The sequence below is a fragment of the Acinetobacter sp. Tr-809 genome, assembly GCF_011753255.1.
Lineage (GTDB): Bacteria > Pseudomonadota > Gammaproteobacteria > Pseudomonadales > Moraxellaceae > Acinetobacter.
The window spans coordinates 487,971-508,934 of record NZ_VWVZ01000001.1; the positions used below are offsets into that span (position 1 = coordinate 487,971).

Genomic DNA, 20,964 nt, shown 5'->3' on the forward strand with positions numbered 1-20,964 from the left:
ATAAATTCAGGGTTACGTAGGCATCATTAGCCAATGATTGGCGGTTTTTTAAAGGAAGAATGCCATTTCCTTATTTTAAGTTATTTATCTTAGTACGATCTTAAAGCATTTGCAATTTAGGATTGAACCAATGATTTGACTTCTATATTTATATGAATCCCTAGTGAAAAATCATTTAGTTAATAAAAATATCAGCCTACATGTAACCAATATGTTTTGAAGTGTAATATTTTTTTAATTATACTGCTGCCACATTTCTCCTACGACGTATCGCTGATATGAAGTCCAGTTTTCGTCAACAATTGCTTAAGTGGCGTGCCAGTTTCGGCGCGATTACTTTGCTATGTTTACTCTGGCATATATTCTTACCAACGATGGTCCATACAGGCGTCGTACCTACACTTTATGCAATGCCAAGCCATTGCCAAGTCACAGAAATTCAAAATGTCTCGTTGATGTCACAGACACATTCAAGTCATCATCAACATAGCATGCACGATATGCATCACGCACCGCAGCTAGAGCATGCCAAACATGCCCAGCTCAGTGAATATGCACAGCAAGTTTTTGCACTAGCGAGCCAGATCATGAAGCATTGTCCTTTATGTTCCCATGGTCTAGATGCTGCTGCTATCGTCCCACTCATTGCATTCATCATTATATTTCTACTGGCTTGGTTCAGTCGCGTACGCTGCCTGTGCCATACGTGGACAGAAGATCTGCACATCGCCCGTATCTTTTATATTTTCCCCACCAAACAAGCCCCACCACTCACTTTATAAATCGCAAATTTTACTTCGTACCTCGTAAATAACGGGGGTGCGTCCTTATTTATTGCTTTTTATAGAGTTTAAAATGAATACTCAATTCCGTTTGTCTGTATTAGCGGCTGCGTGCCTTTCTGCTGGCTATAGTAGTGTTATTTTTGCAGAAACCGCACCATCTAATGCCACCAAAACCTTAGCCACCATTGTAGTGACTGCCAGTCGTGAAGGTGAATCGATTAATAATACCCCTGCTGCGATCAGTAAAATTAACAGCAAGGACATTGAAGATAAACATGCAACCTTTATTGGACAGGTGCTGAATCAAACCCCAGGCGTGTTAATGAATGACTTGGGTAATGAACAGCATATGATGTCGATTCGCCAACCGATTATCACAGCAGCCGTTTATCAATATTTAGAAGATGGGATCTCGATTCGTCCTGTGGGTGTGTTTAACCACAATGCCTTATATGAAGTGAATTTGGCGGGTATTGATAGCATCGAAATTTTACGTGGACCTGCCAGTAGCTTATATGGCAGCAATGCGATTGGTGGAACAATTAATTTCCTCACCAAAGCACCGAGTGCTACACCCACAGCCGACCTTGGCATTAGTGCCAGTTCTGAAGGATATCGCCGTGTCGATGTCGGTGCATCGAATAGCTTTGATAGCCAATGGGGCGAGCATGGTTTAAGACTTTCAGCCTATGCCAGTGATCGTGGTGATAGCTGGCAAGACCATGCTGAAAGCAATAAACAGAGTGTGACGCTTAGACACGACTGGCGCATTTCTGATGCCACACAGATCAAAAATATTGTCAGTTATAACCATTTAAAAGCGGATATGACAGGTAGTTTAAATCTGGACGATTATCGCAAACGCCCTGGATACAGCTACCAAACTTTTACCTATCGTGAAGTTGATGCCACACGGCTTTCTTCTCAAATTAGCCATCAATGGAATGATCAGCAACAAAGCCAAGTTACCTTATATTATCGTGACAATACTACCGAACAAAATCCAAGTTATAACATCCGTACTGATGTTAAAAATGGCAAACCGACGGGTACTTATAGCGGACAAACTACCTATAACGCTTTTCAGTCCTATGGCTTAAATGCTCAGCATTCAGCGGCATTTGATCAGGTCAAACTGATTGTTGGGGCGATGGCTGATCATTCACCCAACCAAGCCAAAACCAATGATATTCAGGTGTTCCGAGACCCGAATACCTTGGTGTATACCGGTTATCAACAACGCCAGCCCTTACGCGACTTTAATGTAGACGTCAATAACCAAGCCCTCTATGCACAAGCCAATTGGCAAGTGTTACCGACTTTAAATCTCGTTGGTGGCGCACGCTATGACTGGATTCGTTATGACTATGAAAACAAATTAACCCCATCAAAAACCACAGGCGCACCGAATGAAAAACGTGATTTTCATAAAGCCAGCCCTCAAGTCGGTTTTGTATGGAACATCACGCCAGCAATTGATCTTTATAGCAACTGGTCGCAAGGCTTTGTACCGCCAGAGGTAAGTAGTTTATACGGTGCAAATTTGGTGACACCAGACTTAAAAGAAGCCACATTTAATAACATCGATGCAGGTCTGCGTTTTAAATTATTCGATGATCGCTTAGACGGTGAAATCACCTTATATCGCTTGGAAGGCGAAGATGAAGTGATCAGCTATACCAAGCCAGATAATACACGCGAGCCACGCAATGCAGGTAAAACCTTACATCAGGGAGTTGAAATTGGGGGAAGTTGGAAGCTCAGTGATCAATATGATCAGCGCTTAAAACTTTCAGGCAGTGTGGCCAAACATGAATATAAGCAGTTTCAACCCTCGAGTGTTTTAGATTATAGCGGCAACACCATGCCAAGTGCGCCTAAAACATTTGGCACGCTTGAATATCAGATCAAGCCAATACCTGAGCTATTACTTTCTGCGGAAGCGGTTTATGTCGGTTCTTATTGGATCAATGATGCCAATACGGAAAAGTACGATGGTCATACTTTGCTGAATCTGCGTGCCAATTACCGTAAAAATGCTTATGAAATCTATGGCCAGATCCTAAATGCCACAGATAAACATTATGCAGAAAGTACCTCGTTTAGTAATAACCAAGTCAGTTATACCCCCGCTGCGCCAAGAACCTATCTATTAGGGCTACGTTATCATTTCGGGAAATAAGCAATGAATGCCAAACAACTGAAAAAACTACTGTCTTTACACCGTAGTTTTGGGATGGTGTTGGGCGTTCTCGTTTTACTTTGGTCTTTAACAGGTGTGTTGCATCCGATGATGAGTGCAACACAACCTCAGCCTGTGAAACGAATGCCTCCATCTCAACAATTGGATCTAACACATGCATTAGCGGCAACCGATGTTTTAAAGTTACATCAGATAACACAATTTTCAGCATTACAGGTGATTGAATTAGATGCTCAGCATATTGTCTATCGCATATTACAGCCCAAACAAAAGATTGCTGAATACTATGATAGTCAGACAGGCCAATTGCTGATTAATGCCGAACAACAGGATGCTGAGCGTTTAGCGCGCTGGTACACGGGTCTCTCTCAACAGGAAATCGTATCCAGTCAAATCATCACCGCATTCAGTGATGATTATCCGAGCGTGAATCGTTTACTGCCTGTTTGGCGTGTTGATTTTCAAAATGGTTTACGTGCCTATGTGGATCCTTCACAAGCACGACTGGCCACGCTGTCTAATGATCAAAAGATGTGGATGGCAAAAATCTTTCGCTTAGGTCATACCTGGACGTGGGGTGATCAAGCTTGGACAGGTCAAACTATTCTCATGCAAATGGCTTTGATTGGCATACTGTGCATGCTTTTTATGGGGATTGGCTTATTCTTTAAGATTCATAATCACCGCAATCACCGTCTAGGGCAAAAACCGATCCGCTTTCTACATCGCTATTTAGGCATCAGTTTAAGTGTCTTTATTCTGCTTTGGGTGCTCAGTGGTTTCTATCATATTTGGCAAAAAAAGCCCGATATTAAAAACATTCAACCTGTTTTCCATACTGCTGATCTAAGTACCGAAGCATGGGATCAGGTCACTCAGCAGCCCATTCAACGTCTGGATCTGGTTCCAACCACCTTTAGCCAGACACATACTCGTGCTGCATGGATGATTCAAGCCGTTGGACAAAGCCCTTTGCAAGGTAGCATGACGGCGGCAAGCAAAGCGCATGATCATCACACGACTAAAACAATAGCTCCCACGATTCAGTTTATAGATGCTGGTAATGGTAAAGCGCTTGATATTCTTAAACAAAGCAAACAATTAGCCGCAAGCTATTTAGCTTTACAACCAGAACAGGTTCAACAGGCCTCATGGGTGACAAGTTTTGGAGGAGAATATGGGTTTATCAACAAACGCTTACCCGTGATCAAGGTTGAAACTCGTTTAGAGAATCAACTCAGACTGTATATTGAACCGAGCAGCGGTGTGATTGCAGCTCAGGTCACGCAACAAGATGCCTTAGAAGGATTTAGTTTTGCTTATTTGCATAAATGGACATGGTTGCCAATAGATAAAACACTTCGAGATATCATTCTGGCTACAATTGCAGCACTGGTTGCCTTACTCGCTGTGCTGGGTTTCTTGGTTCAATTGCGTAAACGTTAACATTCATTATTAAAGTGATCCTTCTGTTTGCAGGAGGATCACGCCAACTCAAGCGATCAATTTCTAAATGATATAGAACGAAGCAACCACCGCACTGAGAAGCACGCTAGTTTCAGCCAGCTCAATTGCAGCGCCCACAGTATCACCTGTAATTCCGCCAATACGTTTAATGAATACTGATCGCAAATAAAAAAGCATCACTAAAAAAACCAGTAAAGCAATTAACCCAAGCCATTTAAACATACAAAGCAATGCCATTGTAATGACAAAAACCATCCAAAGTTGTTTTTTAGGCATAAAATCTGTCATAGAACGGCCTAAGCCTTGAGCACGTACATAAGGCGTAGTAAGGAATAAAAACAGTGGCACACTGCGCCCAAGCATAGGCAAGACGATTAAAAAAACAGCCATTTGTTGTTCCAGCAAAACGTATAAAGCCACCAATTTCAGCAAGCAGACGACGACTAAACTCAGTACCCCGATTGGACCACATGCAGGGTCTTTCATGATTTTCAAGGTTCGTTCAGGATCACCAAATCCACCGACCCATGCATCTGCTGTATCCGCTAAACCATCGAGATGTAATCCACCAGTCAGCCAAATCCAGAGTACGAGGATTAGTGCTGCGCTCAAGATGATCGGAAGTTTTGCCAATAACATCGCAGATGCAAACAAAATCAACCCAAGCAATAAGCCCACTAAAGGATAAAACAGCATGGCCTGACCATTCTGCTTTGCGCTTGGCATCGTTTTGAGTTCAATTGGTAAAACGGTCAAAAACTGCAAGGCAATCCAAAAAGGTGTCATGCAACCTCTCAATCACATCAGGTTCATCATGCATGGATTATGAAGAAATAAAATTGGGAATAGCAAGTTATTCCCAAATGAAAAGGCTGAATATCTTAGATTATTGAATTTGATAACATTGTTTAAGCTTTAAATAGTCATAATAAAAACTGTTAGTGCGATAACGTGCATAGTTACAACTTGACTTAAATAAAGTTTCTTTCTCGTTATAGAACATCTTCACCAAGGTTGTGCCTTGCTTGTCTTGATAGATATCCCACTGTAGATTCGCTGCCATTGGTGATACCACCTCACCTCGCCAAGTGCTGCTGTTGTAACTATAAGTTTGACGTAATGGTAAAGGCTGCATCATATTGTGCAACTCTAAACTGGTCGCCAATGGAATAATGATTTCAGCATGGGCAAACCGTAATACCGCGCGATGTGCTTGCTGCTGATCTACAATCGCATCGACTTGCTTAAATAAGTCCTGCTTTAGACCTTGAGCAATTGCGCTGGTGACGTTCTTCGATTCGCTAAAACTTGGTCCTTTACTATAAAAATCATTGGCATCGTTAAATTCAGCATAAAATTTTGCTGCATCTACAGGCATATATTGATCAAAATCAACACCTTTCAGTTCAGTTTTCATACCGCCAGAAATTGAATATAACTCATATAAATAAGCTGCAGCATCTACAGCACTGGCTATACTGTTTTTACCCTTGCCTTTTTCAGTGATGGTTTCACCTTTAGGTGAAGTAACGCTATATGAGCCCGTATTACTAAATACATAGCCTGTGGTTCCCAATTTTTTAATAAACTCTACTTTAAACAGTGGATTCAATACGCTCATTGCAATCTGTTCAGCACGGCTATTTTTCGTAAGTTCATTTAACTTATTGAGCAGATCTGCATCATCTTCTTCAAAATGTTGATAGGCTTGACTGGCATCGTAAATCGTCTGTTGTTGTACTGATAATGGCTGTACTAAATCTTGCTCTTTATTCAAACTATGAAAATAAAGTTTAAAACGATCCACCCCGCCATCTTCAATCGTTGGCACACTGCTACTGGCTAAACTGGTGTATGAAACTAGGGTGATGTGTGCCTTTAATTGCGGTTGCTGTTGGATCAATTCAGCAGTGAAAAATTTGGCACTATCTACCGCACGGTCTACACCCGAACTCTGTACTAAAATTGATGCAGGTTGCTGTGCTGCGGCTTGAAATAAATTGGGAAGTCGTTGCAATAAACGATCAGCAATACCGCGATGTTCCTGAATACCTTGCATGGTTTCATTGCCATAGCCAAACTGACGGATGCCATCCACACCATAACCCAGAAGAATATTGGCCTTCATCATGCTTTCCAAATCTGCCCCCAGCTTTTCGCCTAAAGGTGTGAGTGCATTTTCAGCTTTGGCTTGTTTCCAAAGGTTATACAGCGCTAAATCATATTTAATACTGGATAAACCGCGAGAGCCATGACGTGCAACCAGTTCAGTAAATACAGGCTGAAATCCTTGCGGAATGGCTTCATATTTTTTGAGATCTTGTTGTGGTTGGTATGGCGTTTTAGTCTGATAGTATTTTGATGCTATGCTACTTTCTGGTGTAGTTTTCGATTCTGAATGATCATCATTATTACATGCCGCCAATAAAATACTTGCGCATAACACACTGCTTTTCAATAATATATTCATGAATGATTTGCTTATAGGTCAAGAAATGCCATGTATCATAGGCAGTGGCAATGACAATTCGATTACATCAACCAAGCAAATCTTGGAAATAGAATAAGATTTTATCTCGGCTAAGTTGCGATATTTTCAGAAAATTGAATTTGATTTTCAACTTGAGTTAAATTTAAAGCATATAACTTTCCTAACTCTGCAGGCATGGTTAATAGATCATCCAGCTTTTGCTGACGTGCCAAACAAGTCAGCAACTTAATCACCCCGCCATGCGTCACAACCAATGCCTTGTTCCAGTTGTGTTGCTGCATTTGAACATAAATTTCAGTAAAACCATGCATAACTCGCTGCTGGAATTGATGCAACGACTCCCCATTCGGTGCATGATATTGGGTTGGAAATTGCCAGAAATTAGCCAATCGCTCAGGTGCCGTTTCATAAATGGTTTGTGTCGTCATACCTTCCCAATCGCCAAAATACATTTCCTTGATTTCAGCATTGAGTAGCAAAGGCAATTCGAGTTGTTTGGCTAATGTTGCCGCAAAGTTTTGGCAGCGTTGCAAGGGTGAACTGATGATCACATCCCACTGTACATGAGCATCGAGATGTTGCTGAATGGTGGATTGCATTTGCAACCAACCATGTTCAGTCAAGGCATCATCGAGATGTCCACGCAAAGTATGGCTGAGTGTGGTTTCACCATGCCGCAGCAAATCAAGGTGCAACTTTATCACCTGTTACAGCAGCTTCAGCAAAGGTAGCCATTTGGTTATGCAGCACGCAAGCAAGTTGTAGCATCGACAGTGCAGCTCCTGCACCACTGCCTTCGCCGAGACGCAAATTCATATTTAAAATAGGCTGAGCTTCTAAGGCTTTTAGCACACGCTGATGACCATATTCAGCCGATTGATGTCCAAACAGCATCCATTCACGACTTTGGGGTTGGATGCGTACTGCGCATAAAGCGGCAACCGAACTAATAAAACCATCCACCACGATTGGCATACCGAGTTGCGCACAGCGGATATAAGCACCCGTCATTGCAGCAATTTCCAAGCCGCCAACAGCAGCCAGGATTTTTAAAGCATCGTCTGCAACATCCATTTGATGTCGCTTCACCGCTTGATCAATGACAGAGATCTTATGTTGTAGCTGTTGGTTGTTAATTCCAGTACCCACACCCGTCATTTGTGCGGCATCTTCGTTCAACAATAAACATGCCAGTGCTGAAGCTGAACAGGTATTGCCTATCCCCATTTCACCTGCAATAAAAATATCAGCAGCTTGTACTTTGGCGCGATCAACGCTGTCTTTACCCAGTTGTAAAGCTGCAAAACACTCTTGTTCCGTCATTGCAGCTTGTTGAGCAAAATTGGCTGTACCTGCACGAATGCAGTGGCGCTCAACCCCTACATAATTATAAGCTTCACCCACTGTGCCGCAATCAACAACCTGTAAATGTGCATGATGATGTTTGGCAATCACACTAATAGCTGCACCGCCTGAGGCAAAATTTTGCAGCATTTGACGGGTCACAGCTTGCGGATAGGCTGAAATGTTTTCTGCAACCACCCCATGATCGCCAGCAAAAATAGTGATCCAAGGTTGTTGAATCTGAGGATGTACTGTGCCCTGTAAGCTCGCCAATTGAATGGCAAGCTGCTCTAACTGCCCTAAAGCCCCTGTGGGTTTGGTCAATTGCAGTTGACGTTGTTCAGCTTGTTGTTTTGCATCTAAATCAGGTTGTTGAACGGCGGCTAAAAACCATTGTGCTTGTTCAGTCATGTTATTTCTCATTTTTTAAAATCATTGGAAAGCCTGCTACACAAAACATGACTTTATTGGCGAGTTGCCCCAAGGTCTGATGCAAACGCCCTGCTTCATCCACAAAACGACGGCTGATTTCTCCCATCGGTATTACTCCAAGCCCAGTTTCATTACTGACCAGAATAATTTGAGACTGTAGTTGCGGTAAGACTTCGAATAGTTTTTGCATCTGTTGTTGCTGCAAGGCTGGGTCTTCAGCCAATAACAAATTAGTCAGCCATAAGGTTAAGCAATCGACCAAAATCAGCTGATTCGTTTGATCGCATTGCAAGAGTCGATCTGCCAGATAAATCGGTTCTTCAAGCACTTGCCAATGATCAGGACGTTGCTGTTGATGATGCTCAATACGCTGCTGCATTTCTGCATCTAAGGCCTGCGCCGTTGCAATATAAGTGACGGATAAACCTGTATCTTTGGCGGTTTGTTCTGCCAAACGACTTTTACCTGAGCGCGCCCCACCTAAAATCAGTTGCAACATATCTAACCTAGTTCAATTTGCTGATAAGGATACAGTAATCCTTGTAAAATCTGTGCCTTATAATAGCCAAAAGTCAGTTTTTTGACCTGAATCTTTATGGTTTTTAACGAAAGTTGTTGTATCCGCTGCAATACCCTATCACTTGGCCAAGCTTCACGATACAAACCTAAAGTAATGTGCGGACAATATTCAAGTGCTGCGACCTCGTCTGATACATGGGCAAATTGCTGACGAATTTGGGTGAGTACGCCCTGCTGATCTTGAATGTGCAGGAACAAGGCACTGTTAAAACTATCTATTTGCGTGATTTCCAGCTCAAAAGATGTGAGCTGTAATGCTTCAATCAGCTTGATCTGCTGCTGTAATTGTCGAATCTGAAAATCATCATCGTATTGCTTAACAGCAGGCTGCAAGAAACCGCAAACAAATAAAGTAATGTGATATTGACGTTGCTGTGCAGGAAGCAATAGACCTGAAAATTGTGCTTGGATTTCATCTAAATAGTGAATCAACTCAGGTTGATCAATCTCAATATACCAAAGCCCATAATCTGAACGCCCCAAATGCCATTCGGGATAATCACGCATTTCGGTCGCAATCAACTGGGTCTCTGCTTGTAATAACACAACTTCAGCATTCTGTTTAACGTTGCGTTATTCAAACATAAACCCAGATAGAAGTTAAGGCACTTTCACTGTGATCATTGCTTCTTATGCAGAAAGAGGTTTTAGCTCCTCCAACTGTGACATGAACGTATTATCATTGAGTTGAGCCTGAATCCCTTGATAGAGCTGGTTTAATAGGGCTTTCTTCTGATTTTCAGTAATATCCATATGCTCAATATTAGTCTGGACATGTTTTACAATCTTAATCTCTTCCAGCCCAAGCATTTTCAGAGCATAGGCATAGCCATAAATTGCACCTTGCATTAACTTCTGGTAAGGAAGTTGTTGCTGCACATGAGATTCTAAACTGCCTAGAACGCGCTCATTTAGATTGAGCTTTCTAAGCGGATCACGGGCTACACGCTCACATGGATCTTTATAGGCAGCTCGGCAAGAATGCAGAAAACTTTCCGCCATACGATCCAGTTCTTTGGCTTGGTTGGGAATCATATTGGCCAAACCCAATTTAACTTCGTTGACCACTTGTTCTGCATATTTCATGATTTTTGGATCGGCCATGGCGATACCAATGGTGTCATGTCCAAGTGCGCTGGCATACCACGCCAACATGGCATGACAGCCATTCCATAGTCGATTTTTAATAATTTGAATCTCAGAAATCTGATCAACTAAAATCATTTGACGCATTTTGCTCAACAATGGACTGCGATTTTCCACGTAAATCGGCATATCCATTTCACTATGGAATAGGATCAAATCCATATTTTGTAAGAATTGCCCTGTTTGAAACTGCCCACGCATGTCTTCTAAACAATGGGTAATCTGCTGTTCTTGCTTTTCAGTCAGAGCGGTTTCCTCTGAAAGTTCAATCGTTTCTGGATTGAGATCATTTTGATATTGTTTAAATAAATTGTGCTTGATATTGAGCTGACGATATAAGGCTTGATCAGTCAGTTTTGACACCATTCGATTGACCACGGTATCGCAAAAATAATGTTCACTTAAAATATGTTCTGCAATATCTTCATCCGTCATGGAAAGTAAGGCTTCACGGATATGTTTTAAGACCAAATACTTTGCGCACACTTTATTCAGAATAATCAAAAAGGTAATGGGCTCATTATTGTCTGCATCTGCTGACATAAAACGGGTCAATAGTCCCTTCGCAATCGTTTTCGCCTCAGACTCAATCGCTTGTTCTGGTAAACACAGTGCAATCAGGCTGGATTGCATATACATTTCTAACATTTGCTGTTCATTGTCAGCATCAATCACGGTGAGATTATCAATACGCTCATCATATGAAGACTGTCCATATCGAATACTATAGCTGCCAAAACTGTTCACGGATTCCAAATAAAGACGATTTCGAGTTGAGGCCAGAATCCGTTTTGGCCGTGTATAACCATCCCAATAGGACAGGATCTGTGCTACATAGCCCCCACCAATGGCACCAAAACCATGAATCCCAACAGTCAATTGATTGATACTTTGCGGAAATAATTCTTGTAATTGTGGCATGCCCATTTCAGGAATATATTTATCCAAAGCATTCAGACAGTCATACATGTCCTGATAGTAAAAATTTGCTTTAGAGAGCATATGATCATTGGGTTCTTTAATGTCTTTGAATAAAATCGTGATACCGCCAGCATCAAAGGCCGAACAAATCCCGTTTTCCGAATCTTCAAACATTAGACATTGTTGCGGTTGTAGGTTTAGTTTCTGTGCCGCTTTTAAAAAGATTTCTGGATGCGGTTTACCCTTTTCTACTTCATCCCCACAGACCAACAGATCAAAAAATTTATAAACATTGGCATTAATTAAATATTCTTCTGCAATCGCACGACGACTGGAGGTCGCAACTGCCATTTTTAAACCTGATTTTCTTAAGCGTTCCAGAACTTGAATCAGTCCTTTTTTAATCGGTACACCATTTTTTCGCACAGACTCTAATTCAACCTCATCCGCACGTTTACGAATGGCAGTATAAGGAACGTCTATACCATAAAACTTTTGTGCTAGCTGCTCCGATGCTTTCGCACTTAAGCCCAGACACTGCATCAAATATTCATCTGAAAATTCCTGTCCAATCAGCTCTTTTGATGCTTGTTTCAATGTCTGGAAGCGTAAGCGCTCAGTATCAAACATTGTTCCATCCATGTCAAAAAGGGCTCCTTGAACAGGATAATCATGAAAAATAAGCATCATTACTCCTTTATCTATTTTGTTATGACGCTTTATAGGGTACATAAAAAATCCCTTTAAAATCTAAAACGTCAATAAATGAAATAAATTTGATTAAAAAATAAACATAAAGACAACTCATAACAGCAATATGTGACTGAAACAGTCGGAATACTTGCATTATGAGAAAAATAATGAACGTTTTATCGCCAAAATATTCAAAATTGACGGAACAGATGAGAAGATCGCATCAAAAAAAACTGTCCAAGATATGTAGTCATATAATTCATAAAGGCACTATGACTTTAATTGCCTTCTTAACATTTGAATTTCCATTTCTCCAAAGGAGATGGCTAACATTAACCAAAAAAATATCCGTAACGATGACGGATATTTTTCTTATATCAATTGCTTAGTAGTTAAAAGTATAGCTTAGGCCATACGTGCGCCCTTCAGCAGGGATTGCCAATAATGGGTTTCCGTTCGATACAGCCGCTTGTTGTGCAAATACAGTATTGTATTGGAGGCCCCAAACATTATATACACCAAAATCTACACGCCCTTTCCATGCAGGAACATGTCCTAATACATCCATAGTGGCATAGCCTTTAATTTTGGCTGCACTATTCGCATCTGCTTTAACAGCAGCCTGGAAAACTTTATCCTGACTTGTATTTGCTTTCGCAACTAAATCACGATCGTCATTATAGGCTTTGTTAGTTCCCTTAATGGCTTGCATTTGGACACGGATACCATAGCCCTCATCATTGTCCCATTCAGCAAATAGCGTCCCTTTTATTGGTGAAACCGCAAATGAATTGAGTTCATGCCACTGGTTTGCGGCATCTTTATATTGACCACGGGTATAGCTTAAAGTACCACCAACCTTATAACTGTCCATAAATGGATAACTGACGGTTGCTTCGGCACCATAGACACGTTGATCGGTGTCTACAATTTTTGCTGCTCGGTTATTAAATTGTACCGTTTTATCAGAGGTATTATAAAAACCAGTTAAACCAAGATTGAGACCATCATCCTGATTTAAACGCCAGCCTAATTCATAACTATTTACCGTAATAGGCTGAAGATTTGAGGTTGAAACGCTATAAGTCGATACATCACGGAGCATACGCTGCACGTCAGGGAAACTAAAACCCTGAGAAAAATTAGCATACACTTGCTGACCATCGTTGAGTTTATAAACTGCACCTAGGTTAAATAATGGTTTATCGTCATGTGTTGAACCAGCAGGAACTGTTACTGACTCTCGACTAGGAATATAGGCATCTGTTTCCGCTTGAATATACTGATAACGAATACCAGCTTGAATGTTCAATTGATCACTGACGGCAAGGTCACCTTGTATAAAAGTACCAATATTTTGAATTTCTGTATTAGGACCATATCCTTTACGTACACCTGTAGGTGTATAAACTAAATAAGGATATTTCGTCGCAAGGATATCAATATACTGTTCGTCTTTTTCCCAATCATAGTCCAGACCATAGGTCAGTTTTAGATCTTTATCTGCAATATTAAAGTCTGACTGCATGGTTGATCGTAAACCCGCAACCTTGATTTCCGATTGAGACTGATTCACCGAAGTTACAGCTTTGGTTGTTAAACCATAAGGGAAAAATCTTGCTTTCTCATTACGGTAATAAGCTTCAACATTAAGGACTTGACCTAAAAAATCTTGATTTTGATACTGTGAATTTATTGCATAGCGTTCAGTAAATAAATGATCACTCAACTTCAAACCTTTAATTGCTTTATAGCTTGGTGTTCCCATATCATTACTTGTTCCTGTTGTCGGTAAGTATGAATAATCTGGGCCGTAATCTGTATCTTGTTTGTCTTTATAATATTGTGCGCCAAAGCTTAGGCTTTGTTTATCTGTTAAATTGAAATTTAAACGTCCATTTACATCGATGGTATCCGTGTCCATGGTGCTGCCTTGCCAAGGACTTAAAGAAATTCGATTACCATCGCCATCAAACTGAGAACCACGGCTGGTAAAATTTGCACCTAAAAAGCCATCTACATTGCCTTGGCTAAAGGAAACTGATTGCCCCACTTCATATGCTAAACCATCGCCTCTGAATGTATCCGAAGAAGTAATCCCAACTTTAGTTTCAAAGCTCAACGGTTTTGAGGTGTCCGCACGTTTGGTAATAATATTGATAATACCGCCCGTTGCGCCAGAGCCATAAATACTGGTTGCCCCAGAGATAATCTCAATGCGCTCAATCATACTTGGACTGATACTGTTTAGCTGACGCGAAACATCTCTTGAACCTGTTTGTGAAACACCATCAATCATCACCAAAACATTGCGCCCACGCATGGTTTGACCATAATTACTGGTCGTACCACTACTTGGTGCAAGTGATGGAACAAGTTGTGCCAAGACATCTGCAACTTTTCGCCCAGCTATGGCTTGCTGTGCAATCTGTGTTTGGTCAATGGTCTGTACCGTCCCTGCAATTTCTGCAATATTCTTCGGTGTACGGGTTGCAGTCACAACTATTTTTTCTAACTGTGCGACAGTTTTCTGTGATGACTCTACTGCCACAGTAGCATTTGCAGAAGCAGTTTCTGCATTCGCATGTTGCGCAAGCATTGTCATAACAGCAAGACAACATGGTGTCATTTTAAACAGTACTTGTTTTGCCCTAGACTCATTATTGACTTTCATTTTCTCGTTTCTCCAAAACCCTAATATCACTCAAAAAGTATCCAAAATGCAGGCCATAATACTAAATAAAAACAATAATGAGAATTATTTTAATAAATGATAACTTGTCCATATTTATTTCATTCAGTTGTTGGCACCGCCCTGCTAAATATATTTCATTGGTTGCATTCGATCTGATAAACAACAAACCTTTTACATCACAATGATCAGTTAACTATGCATAAAACATTCAATAACTGTATTCATCCAACCAATATGAAAATAGATATTTTTTACTCTTTTAATCAGCTAAAAGGTGCTTTTGTTGTTGGCTTATAAAAAACCAGCAAAAATACAATCCAATGGAAAGCATTAAAAATAAAAGTAAATAGAATGGGAAATGAGTGCTAAAACGGTATAGGAATGTACTGAGTAATGGGCCAACAATTAAGCCCAATGCCTGTGTCGCCGTACAAAAACTTGCCATTTTAACCTGTGATTGCTGAGATACAGCTTGAGCAGCGCCTGTGGTAAATGCTGGTAATAAGCACGCGACTGAAACCCCATAAAAAATATAACTGGCCTGAAACACAAAAATTGTAGGTGCATAGAGTGAAAGTAATAAGCCAAAACTCATTGTGACTAAACCAATGATAACCAAACTATTTAATTTAAGCTGTAAGACTTTCACAATTAAAAGCTGGGTTAGCACTAAACAAACACCGACAATTAACATACATTGAGAAAAATAAACCGCACTCTGTTGGCTACTAAGATAAAACTTATCCTGAATATAAAAGCCTGCTGTCATATTTAAAGTCACAATCGCAACATATGTCGCAAAACCAAGAACTAACCAAATAAAACTCTGTCTGAGAATCGACTCATGTTCAATGCTACTCTGTTCTTCTTGTTCCAGCTTCGAGCTATTAGTTTGAATTTTTGGGATTTTACTAAACAGGATGCTAAGTGCAATACTCACTAAACCCAGTAAAGCCACTGCAATCCACATCGGAAAAAGTAAACCACCAAATAATAAAACTGAGGTTGCAAACGGGCCTACAATCATCCCAAAACTATTCATCGCACCAAACATCGCCATTTGCTTGCTACGATCAGCAGCTTCACTCGCATGTGTCATTACATAGCTTTGCAGACCAATTTGTGGCAAAGCCATAAAAATGCCCGTAGATGCTCTGCTGAGAACCAATAAAATAAAAATAAGCAGGCTTGGTAAGATTGCTTGTGTTCCTACATATAAAATCAAGGTAAAAATAGCCCAAGTAAAGGTCATTCCCCAAAAACCATAATTGACGAGTTGGTTGGGAGATAGCTGATTATTCTTTTTCGCAATCCAGATCGATGCAATTGCCATACAGATTGCCCCTGCTGAAACAATCACACCACCTTGGAATTCAGATAAATGTAATTGTCGTGTCAATGGGGCAAGTAAAGGGAGAATCATGGAAAAACAAGTTCCATTGATCAAAGCAGCAAGTGCTAAAAACTTTAAATTATTGTTCATCATGAAATTCATCAAAAGAAAAGGCATCTAAACAGATGCCTTTTTGATTAGATTAGTATTTGAGGGTATAGCTCAAACCATAAGTACGACCTTGTGCTGGCAAGCTCGACATAGCCCCATAAACAGATTCCGCAGCTTGGCTAAATACAGTTTTATATTCCGTATTCCAAACATTATAGACACCAAAGCCTAGCGTTCCTGGGCCAGCTTTTGCATTGGCAATCACATCCATTACGGCAAAGCCTTTAATTTCGCTTGGTAGTTTGATATTTCTTCGACCTGTTGGATCTATATTTTTATAGTCTTTCATTTCTTTTGTGGCTTTATCAGTACCACTTACAGCAAGTGCTTGAACACGGAGACCAAAGCCATCTGTAAATTGCCAATCCGTATACAGCGTACCTTTTAAAGGAGAAATACGGGTGCTATCCAACTCTTGCCATTTTCCATCTGAATTTTTAAATTGCCCACGTGTATAAGCGACTGTACCTCCTAATGACATACTATCAGTTACTGGATAATTAACATTTGCTTCAGCACCATAAATACGTTCATCAGTATCCACAACATCAATGTTATATGCAGGGGCACTATTAAAACGCACGACTTTATCTGAAGTATTATAAAAAGCAGTTACACTTGTATTAAGACCACTATCACCTTGTAAACGCCAACCTAATTCATAGTTATTGACCTTGATCGGATCAATATTATTACTATTTACAACGAAATTAGCTGGAACGTCACGAAGCATACGCTGCACATCGGGAATGCTAAAACCCTGTGAAAAATTAGCAAAAACTTGTTGAGCATCATTTAAATGATAAACTGCACCTAGATTAAACAAGGTTGCATCATGTTTAACTTTACCACCAGCCAATGCTTTTGCTGTGTATGGGTATTTTAAATCGTTTGTTAGAATATCAGCAGGAATAGACTCACGATATGGCGTTGAATCAGAAACCTTACTGTCTATTCGTTCATGGCGAATACCAGCTTGAACATTTAATTTGTCTGATACTTCATAATGCCCTTGTAAGAAAGCACCTAGTTTTTTAACTTCAGTATCTGGTCCAAATTGGTAGGTTTTTTCAGGTTCAAAATTCAGACCATTACTTGCATAAAACTTGTCAAAGTTAAACCGACGTGCAGTTGCCTTATCTTTTTCATTTTCGTAATCCACACCATAAACCAAGCCCAATTTACGATTTGAAATTTCAAAATCTTTTTGTAAAGCTGTACGTAAACCCCATACATCAATTTCAGATTCTGACTGTAAAACAGCATATCCTAAACGGACAGCTTTTAAGAAATCGGGTGAGCGTGGGTTAGCATAATTTGGATAAAGTTGTGCTAACCCACCATTTAAAGTGCCATGTCCAAGTGGAGACACTGTTGGAAACCAACGCCCTTTTTCATTACGATAAAATGCTTCAACATTCAACTTTTGGCCCAATATATCTTGGTTTTCATATTGGGTATTAATTGCATAACGTTTTGTTCTAGGCTGAGTGTCTAATTGTAAACCTTTGACCGCTTTTAAACTCGGTGTCACCGCCGTTGGAAATAATAAATTGGCGGCATTATAACCAGAAATTTGACCGTAATCGGCGCCATAGTCGCTGTCTTGTTCATCATTATAATATTGTGCACCAACGCTAATACTTTGCTTGTCAGCAAACTGCCAACCTAAACGACCATTAACATCGATAGTTTTCGTATCTTGACGATCCGTTTGTGCAACTTCAGGTCCAATTCGGTCACCGTGGCTGTCTTGAATCTCACCGCGTTTGGTGTAGCTTGCTCCTAAGAAACCATTCCAATCGCCTTGTTTAAACGCAGCAGATTGATATGCTTCATAAGCCAAAGCATCATTTTTAAAGTTATCGCCTGACGTTACACCGAGTTTTGATTCAAAATGAACACCCTCAGTCGACCCTTTTTTAGTAATGATATTGATGATCCCGCCTGTTGCACCAGAGCCATAAATACTGCTGGCTCCAGACACAACTTCAACACGTTCAACCATATCTGGGCTAATACTATTTAATTGACGTGAACTATCACGCGAACCCGTTTGTGGTACGCCATCAATCATATATTGGACTGTACGGCCACGCATGGTCATTCCATAGTTACTGGTTGTACCAGAACTTGGTGTTAGCGATGGAACGAGTAAACCTAAAATATCTGCTGTACTTTTACCCGCAGCGGCTTGTTTTGCAATATCTTCTTGTTCAATGCGATACACCGTACCTGCAATTTCAGCAATACTTTGTGCTGAACGCGATGCTGTCACTACAATAGGTGCAAGTTGGGTTGGTTTCTGACTTGTTACAGCAGCAGTCGTTTGAACAGATGCATCTGTTTCAACTGTTTGAGCATATAGCTGAGTACTGATTGCTAAGCTTAACAGCGTTAATGATGTCGAAAGTGAACGTACTTTCATAAATTACCCCTAGGTGAGTTGTTCCGTTTGTTTTGCTTTGTGGATTAACACTTGGCTGAGCAAGACACTCAACACAGATGCTGCTGCGAGAATGAGATAGAAATTTCCATAACCAAATGCTTTGGCCAAGAAACCAGACATTGCACCGCCAATGAAATAAACCAGGAGTTCAAAACAGACCAAAATAGTGAAGTCTGTTCCAGCTTGCTCCTTAGAGCTGGTATGCATGAAGTGGGCATATAAAGCAGTCATCGCGATATAACGAATCGCCAAAATAACTACAACAAATAGCCCCAATAACATGTGCCACTGATTAAACCAGCTGAGTAAGACCGCGATGCCCAGTAAGGCATACACCAAACTGCGTGCCCAACCAGCCCAAATCAGTAATTGTGTTGCTGCTATTTTTTTTAGTAAGAACGCAGCTGTCACTGCCGCCAATAAACCAATGCCCGCGCCAATCACAGACATCAGTACACCAATCTCTGCCAATGACCATTTTTGATCAATCAACATCGGATTGAGCATGGCCATTGCGGGTGCTTCAACTACGCGATAACAGACAATCAAAGCCAAAGCCCATAACATCTCAGGACGCTTAAAGGCTCGGATCAGACTCGGCGCTTGCTTGGCAATTTTTTCAGTATTGGTTTTTTCTTTAATTTGAAACACTGCAAGCATGGTCAGTGCTGTCATTGCAGCTAAACAAATCAGCGCTGTTTGCCAACCATACAATTGATAAAGCCACAAAGTTGCAGCACCACCAATCATACTGCCCAGTGCCACGCCAATACTTTGCGCCATACTGCCTAATCGGTATTCAGATTCAGAAAAGGTTTCAACGGTATAACCATCAATCGCAATATCTTGGGTTGCGGCAAAGGTTGAAATCCACAAACCGACTATGACAAATACACTTAAACCATAATCGAATTGTGTCAAAGCTAAGGCAACGACACCCAGAACCAATGCAATTTGGGTGAATAAAAGCCAAGTTTTACGTTTACCAAGTGCCTTAAAATAAAAACGATCAATTAAGGGTGCCCAAAAAAACTTAAATGCCCATGGGATATACAGCAGCGACAACATGCCAATCCAGCGTAGATCGACCCCTTGATGACGCAAAATCGCAGGTAAGGCAACATTGTAAAAGTACAGCGGTAATGCATGTGCAAGGTACAGTACGACCACCACCGATAAACTCAGTGCAGAGACTGTTTTTATAGGTAAACTCTTGTCTGGTATTATTTGTTGATTCATGAATACCTCTGCATCGCCCACTGCACGGCATCGGCTTTTTCTACACTGACAAAATAAGGAACATGCCAAGCTTTTTGCAAAGCTGGCGTGTCTAATCGAATACGATCTGCCTCATCTTGGGCAATTCGGGCAAGGCCTAAACAATATTGATAAAAATCTTGTTTATATTGTTTGTACCATTTCCCCTGAATGACCCGATATTCTTCGGGAAATTCAGTGTTCGGTTCGGTTTGCATAATCAGCACAAAATTTCTTTTTTGTTCGAAATATTGTTGAATATGCATTAACCATTGCTCAAATTCTGCCACTGAGACATGCGCTGCAAAGCGCATGTCCAAGATATGCATCTCATTGATGGATAGGCTCATGTAACACTCAGGATTTTGGCTGGCTGATCAGCTAGCTGTTGTTGTGAGGTTTGGTAATATTCACCAAACTTGTTATAGAAAGTTTCTCTAAAGCAGTAATACAACATTGCCGTTTTTTCTGGCATAGGAATGAGACGTTGAGTCTCATAGCAAAGTTCTGCGACCACAGCGGCATAAGGTTTAACAGTATGGTCAGGCTCACCCACAATTTTTTTCGCTTGTGAATGTTCAAAAATATAGAAGCTGAGCAAACGAATGGTTGGGCGTAAAAAGCCTTTACCAAACACCGACTTATCACCAAACAATAAATGCCAACCTAGATCATTGTCATCACCATCGTAATAACGACCTAAACGATCACGTTTACCTTCATAGATCTCGGTATAGCCCACATCTTTACCATCTACCCCCACAATCAATAGACGTTGATGGTCATCTGCTAGCATCTTGTCGAAATAAACCTGCAGATCCAGCTCAGATTTATTCAGCTGCCATTGCGGAATCACGTGCGGCTCATGCATCCACTGATGTAGCAAAGGAATATCTTGTGGATATTGCACTTGGCGTAAGTAGTATTGTGTGCCATCTTCGTGGTATTCAAAGTAATCTGGTAATTGCTGAGAGATTGTTTTCATATCGAACCTTTAT

16 protein-coding genes and 1 riboswitch are annotated in these 20,964 nt (G+C 40.7%); of the genes, 3 read left to right on the forward strand and 13 right to left on the reverse strand.

The annotated features are described in order from the left end of the window. Positions 1-10 precede the first annotated feature (10 nt). Positions 11-79: riboswitch (Fluoride riboswitch) on the reverse strand. A 199-nt stretch (positions 80-278) separates the two neighbouring features. The 3 genes from F3J02_RS02540 to F3J02_RS02550 all read left to right on the forward strand — a co-directional run bounded on the left by F3J02_RS02540 (position 279) and on the right by F3J02_RS02550 (position 4,434). After that, positions 279-782: a hypothetical protein gene (locus tag F3J02_RS02540; protein ID WP_167247357.1), complete on the forward strand. Its 504-nt coding sequence runs from the start codon at positions 279-281 to the stop codon at positions 780-782. A gap of 73 nt (positions 783-855) precedes the next feature. Further along, complete coding sequence (locus F3J02_RS02545) at positions 856-2,967, forward strand: TonB-dependent receptor (protein WP_167247359.1); 2,112 nt, start codon at positions 856-858, stop codon at positions 2,965-2,967. A 3-nt stretch (positions 2,968-2,970) separates the two neighbouring features. Beyond that, entirely contained in the window at positions 2,971-4,434 is a 1,464-nt protein-coding gene (locus tag F3J02_RS02550; protein ID WP_167247361.1) for a PepSY domain-containing protein, read from the forward strand. Between the two features lie 63 nt (positions 4,435-4,497). On the opposite strand, the gene F3J02_RS02555 is transcribed toward F3J02_RS02550, so the two are convergent. The 13 genes from F3J02_RS02555 to acbD all read right to left on the reverse strand — a co-directional run bounded on the left by F3J02_RS02555 (position 4,498) and on the right by acbD (position 20,951). Further along, entirely contained in the window at positions 4,498-5,241 is a 744-nt protein-coding gene (locus tag F3J02_RS02555; RefSeq protein WP_167247363.1) for an adenosylcobinamide-GDP ribazoletransferase, read from the reverse strand. Between the two features lie 100 nt (positions 5,242-5,341). Next, positions 5,342-6,925, reverse strand: a complete 1,584-nt coding sequence (locus F3J02_RS02560; protein WP_167247365.1) for a histidine-type phosphatase — start codon at positions 6,923-6,925, stop codon at positions 5,342-5,344. A gap of 110 nt (positions 6,926-7,035) precedes the next feature. Beyond that, on the reverse strand, positions 7,036-7,641 hold the full coding sequence (locus tag F3J02_RS02565) for a histidine phosphatase family protein (protein WP_167247853.1): 606 nt from the start codon (positions 7,639-7,641) through the stop codon (positions 7,036-7,038). After that, complete coding sequence (cobT, locus tag F3J02_RS02570) at positions 7,631-8,701, reverse strand: nicotinate-nucleotide--dimethylbenzimidazole phosphoribosyltransferase (protein ID WP_167247367.1); 1,071 nt, start codon at positions 8,699-8,701, stop codon at positions 7,631-7,633. The genes F3J02_RS02565 and cobT overlap by 11 nt, the downstream gene beginning before the upstream one ends. A gap of 1 nt (position 8,702) precedes the next feature. Then, positions 8,703-9,221, reverse strand: coding sequence for a bifunctional adenosylcobinamide kinase/adenosylcobinamide-phosphate guanylyltransferase (gene cobU, locus F3J02_RS02575; protein WP_167247369.1), 519 nt, complete (start codon positions 9,219-9,221; stop codon positions 8,703-8,705). Positions 9,222-9,223: 2 nt separating this feature from the next. Beyond that, entirely contained in the window at positions 9,224-9,847 is a 624-nt protein-coding gene (locus tag F3J02_RS02580; protein WP_167247371.1) for a 2'-5' RNA ligase family protein, read from the reverse strand. An 84-nt stretch (positions 9,848-9,931) separates the two neighbouring features. Continuing rightward, positions 9,932-12,055, reverse strand: a complete 2,124-nt coding sequence (gene mtlD, locus F3J02_RS02585) for a bifunctional mannitol-1-phosphate dehydrogenase/phosphatase (protein WP_167247373.1) — start codon at positions 12,053-12,055, stop codon at positions 9,932-9,934. Between the two features lie 391 nt (positions 12,056-12,446). Beyond that, positions 12,447-14,735, reverse strand: coding sequence for a TonB-dependent receptor (locus tag F3J02_RS02590; protein WP_167247374.1), 2,289 nt, complete (start codon positions 14,733-14,735; stop codon positions 12,447-12,449). Positions 14,736-15,015: 280 nt separating this feature from the next. Next, positions 15,016-16,266: an MFS transporter gene (locus F3J02_RS02595; RefSeq protein ID WP_167247376.1), complete on the reverse strand. Its 1,251-nt coding sequence runs from the start codon at positions 16,264-16,266 to the stop codon at positions 15,016-15,018. Between the two features lie 25 nt (positions 16,267-16,291). Next, on the reverse strand, positions 16,292-18,688 hold the full coding sequence (locus F3J02_RS02600) for a TonB-dependent receptor (RefSeq protein WP_167247378.1): 2,397 nt from the start codon (positions 18,686-18,688) through the stop codon (positions 16,292-16,294). A 9-nt stretch (positions 18,689-18,697) separates the two neighbouring features. Then, positions 18,698-19,948 (reverse strand): MFS transporter, encoded by a 1,251-nt coding sequence (locus tag F3J02_RS02605; protein WP_167247380.1) that lies wholly within the window; start codon positions 19,946-19,948, stop codon positions 18,698-18,700. Then, a complete protein-coding gene (locus F3J02_RS02610) occupies positions 19,945-20,316 on the reverse strand; it encodes a hypothetical protein (protein WP_167247382.1) in 372 nt (123 codons plus the stop codon). Before F3J02_RS02610 ends, F3J02_RS02605 begins: the two co-directional genes overlap by 4 nt. Further along, entirely contained in the window at positions 20,313-20,951 is a 639-nt protein-coding gene (gene acbD, locus F3J02_RS02615) for an acinetoferrin biosynthesis acetyltransferase AcbD (protein WP_167247383.1), read from the reverse strand. The genes F3J02_RS02610 and acbD overlap by 4 nt, the downstream gene beginning before the upstream one ends. Positions 20,952-20,964 lie beyond the last annotated feature (13 nt).

What these genes read in the sequence shown, in the direction of transcription:
- F3J02_RS02550 (WP_167247361.1), top strand. Translation starts at nt 2,971, where the DNA reads ATGAATGCCAAACAACTGAAAAAACTACTGTCTTTACACCGTAGTTTT.
- F3J02_RS02590 (WP_167247374.1), bottom strand. Translation starts at nt 14,735, where the DNA reads ATGAAAGTCAATAATGAGTCTAGGGCAAAACAAGTACTGTTTAAAATG.
- F3J02_RS02545 (WP_167247359.1), top strand. Translation starts at nt 856, where the DNA reads ATGAATACTCAATTCCGTTTGTCTGTATTAGCGGCTGCGTGCCTTTCT.
- F3J02_RS02600 (WP_167247378.1), bottom strand. Translation starts at nt 18,688, where the DNA reads ATGAAAGTACGTTCACTTTCGACATCATTAACGCTGTTAAGCTTAGCA.
- F3J02_RS02540 (WP_167247357.1), top strand. Translation starts at nt 279, where the DNA reads ATGAAGTCCAGTTTTCGTCAACAATTGCTTAAGTGGCGTGCCAGTTTC.
- acbD (WP_167247383.1), bottom strand. Translation starts at nt 20,951, where the DNA reads ATGAAAACAATCTCTCAGCAATTACCAGATTACTTTGAATACCACGAA.
- F3J02_RS02560 (WP_167247365.1), bottom strand. Translation starts at nt 6,925, where the DNA reads ATGAATATATTATTGAAAAGCAGTGTGTTATGCGCAAGTATTTTATTG.
- mtlD (WP_167247373.1), bottom strand. Translation starts at nt 12,055, where the DNA reads ATGCTTATTTTTCATGATTATCCTGTTCAAGGAGCCCTTTTTGACATG.
- F3J02_RS02555 (WP_167247363.1), bottom strand. Translation starts at nt 5,241, where the DNA reads ATGACACCTTTTTGGATTGCCTTGCAGTTTTTGACCGTTTTACCAATT.
- cobU (WP_167247369.1), bottom strand. Translation starts at nt 9,221, where the DNA reads ATGTTGCAACTGATTTTAGGTGGGGCGCGCTCAGGTAAAAGTCGTTTG.
- cobT (WP_167247367.1), bottom strand. Translation starts at nt 8,701, where the DNA reads ATGACTGAACAAGCACAATGGTTTTTAGCCGCCGTTCAACAACCTGAT.
- F3J02_RS02595 (WP_167247376.1), bottom strand. Translation starts at nt 16,266, where the DNA reads ATGCCTTTTCTTTTGATGAATTTCATGATGAACAATAATTTAAAGTTT.
- F3J02_RS02610 (WP_167247382.1), bottom strand. Translation starts at nt 20,316, where the DNA reads ATGAGCCTATCCATCAATGAGATGCATATCTTGGACATGCGCTTTGCA.
- F3J02_RS02605 (WP_167247380.1), bottom strand. Translation starts at nt 19,948, where the DNA reads ATGAATCAACAAATAATACCAGACAAGAGTTTACCTATAAAAACAGTC.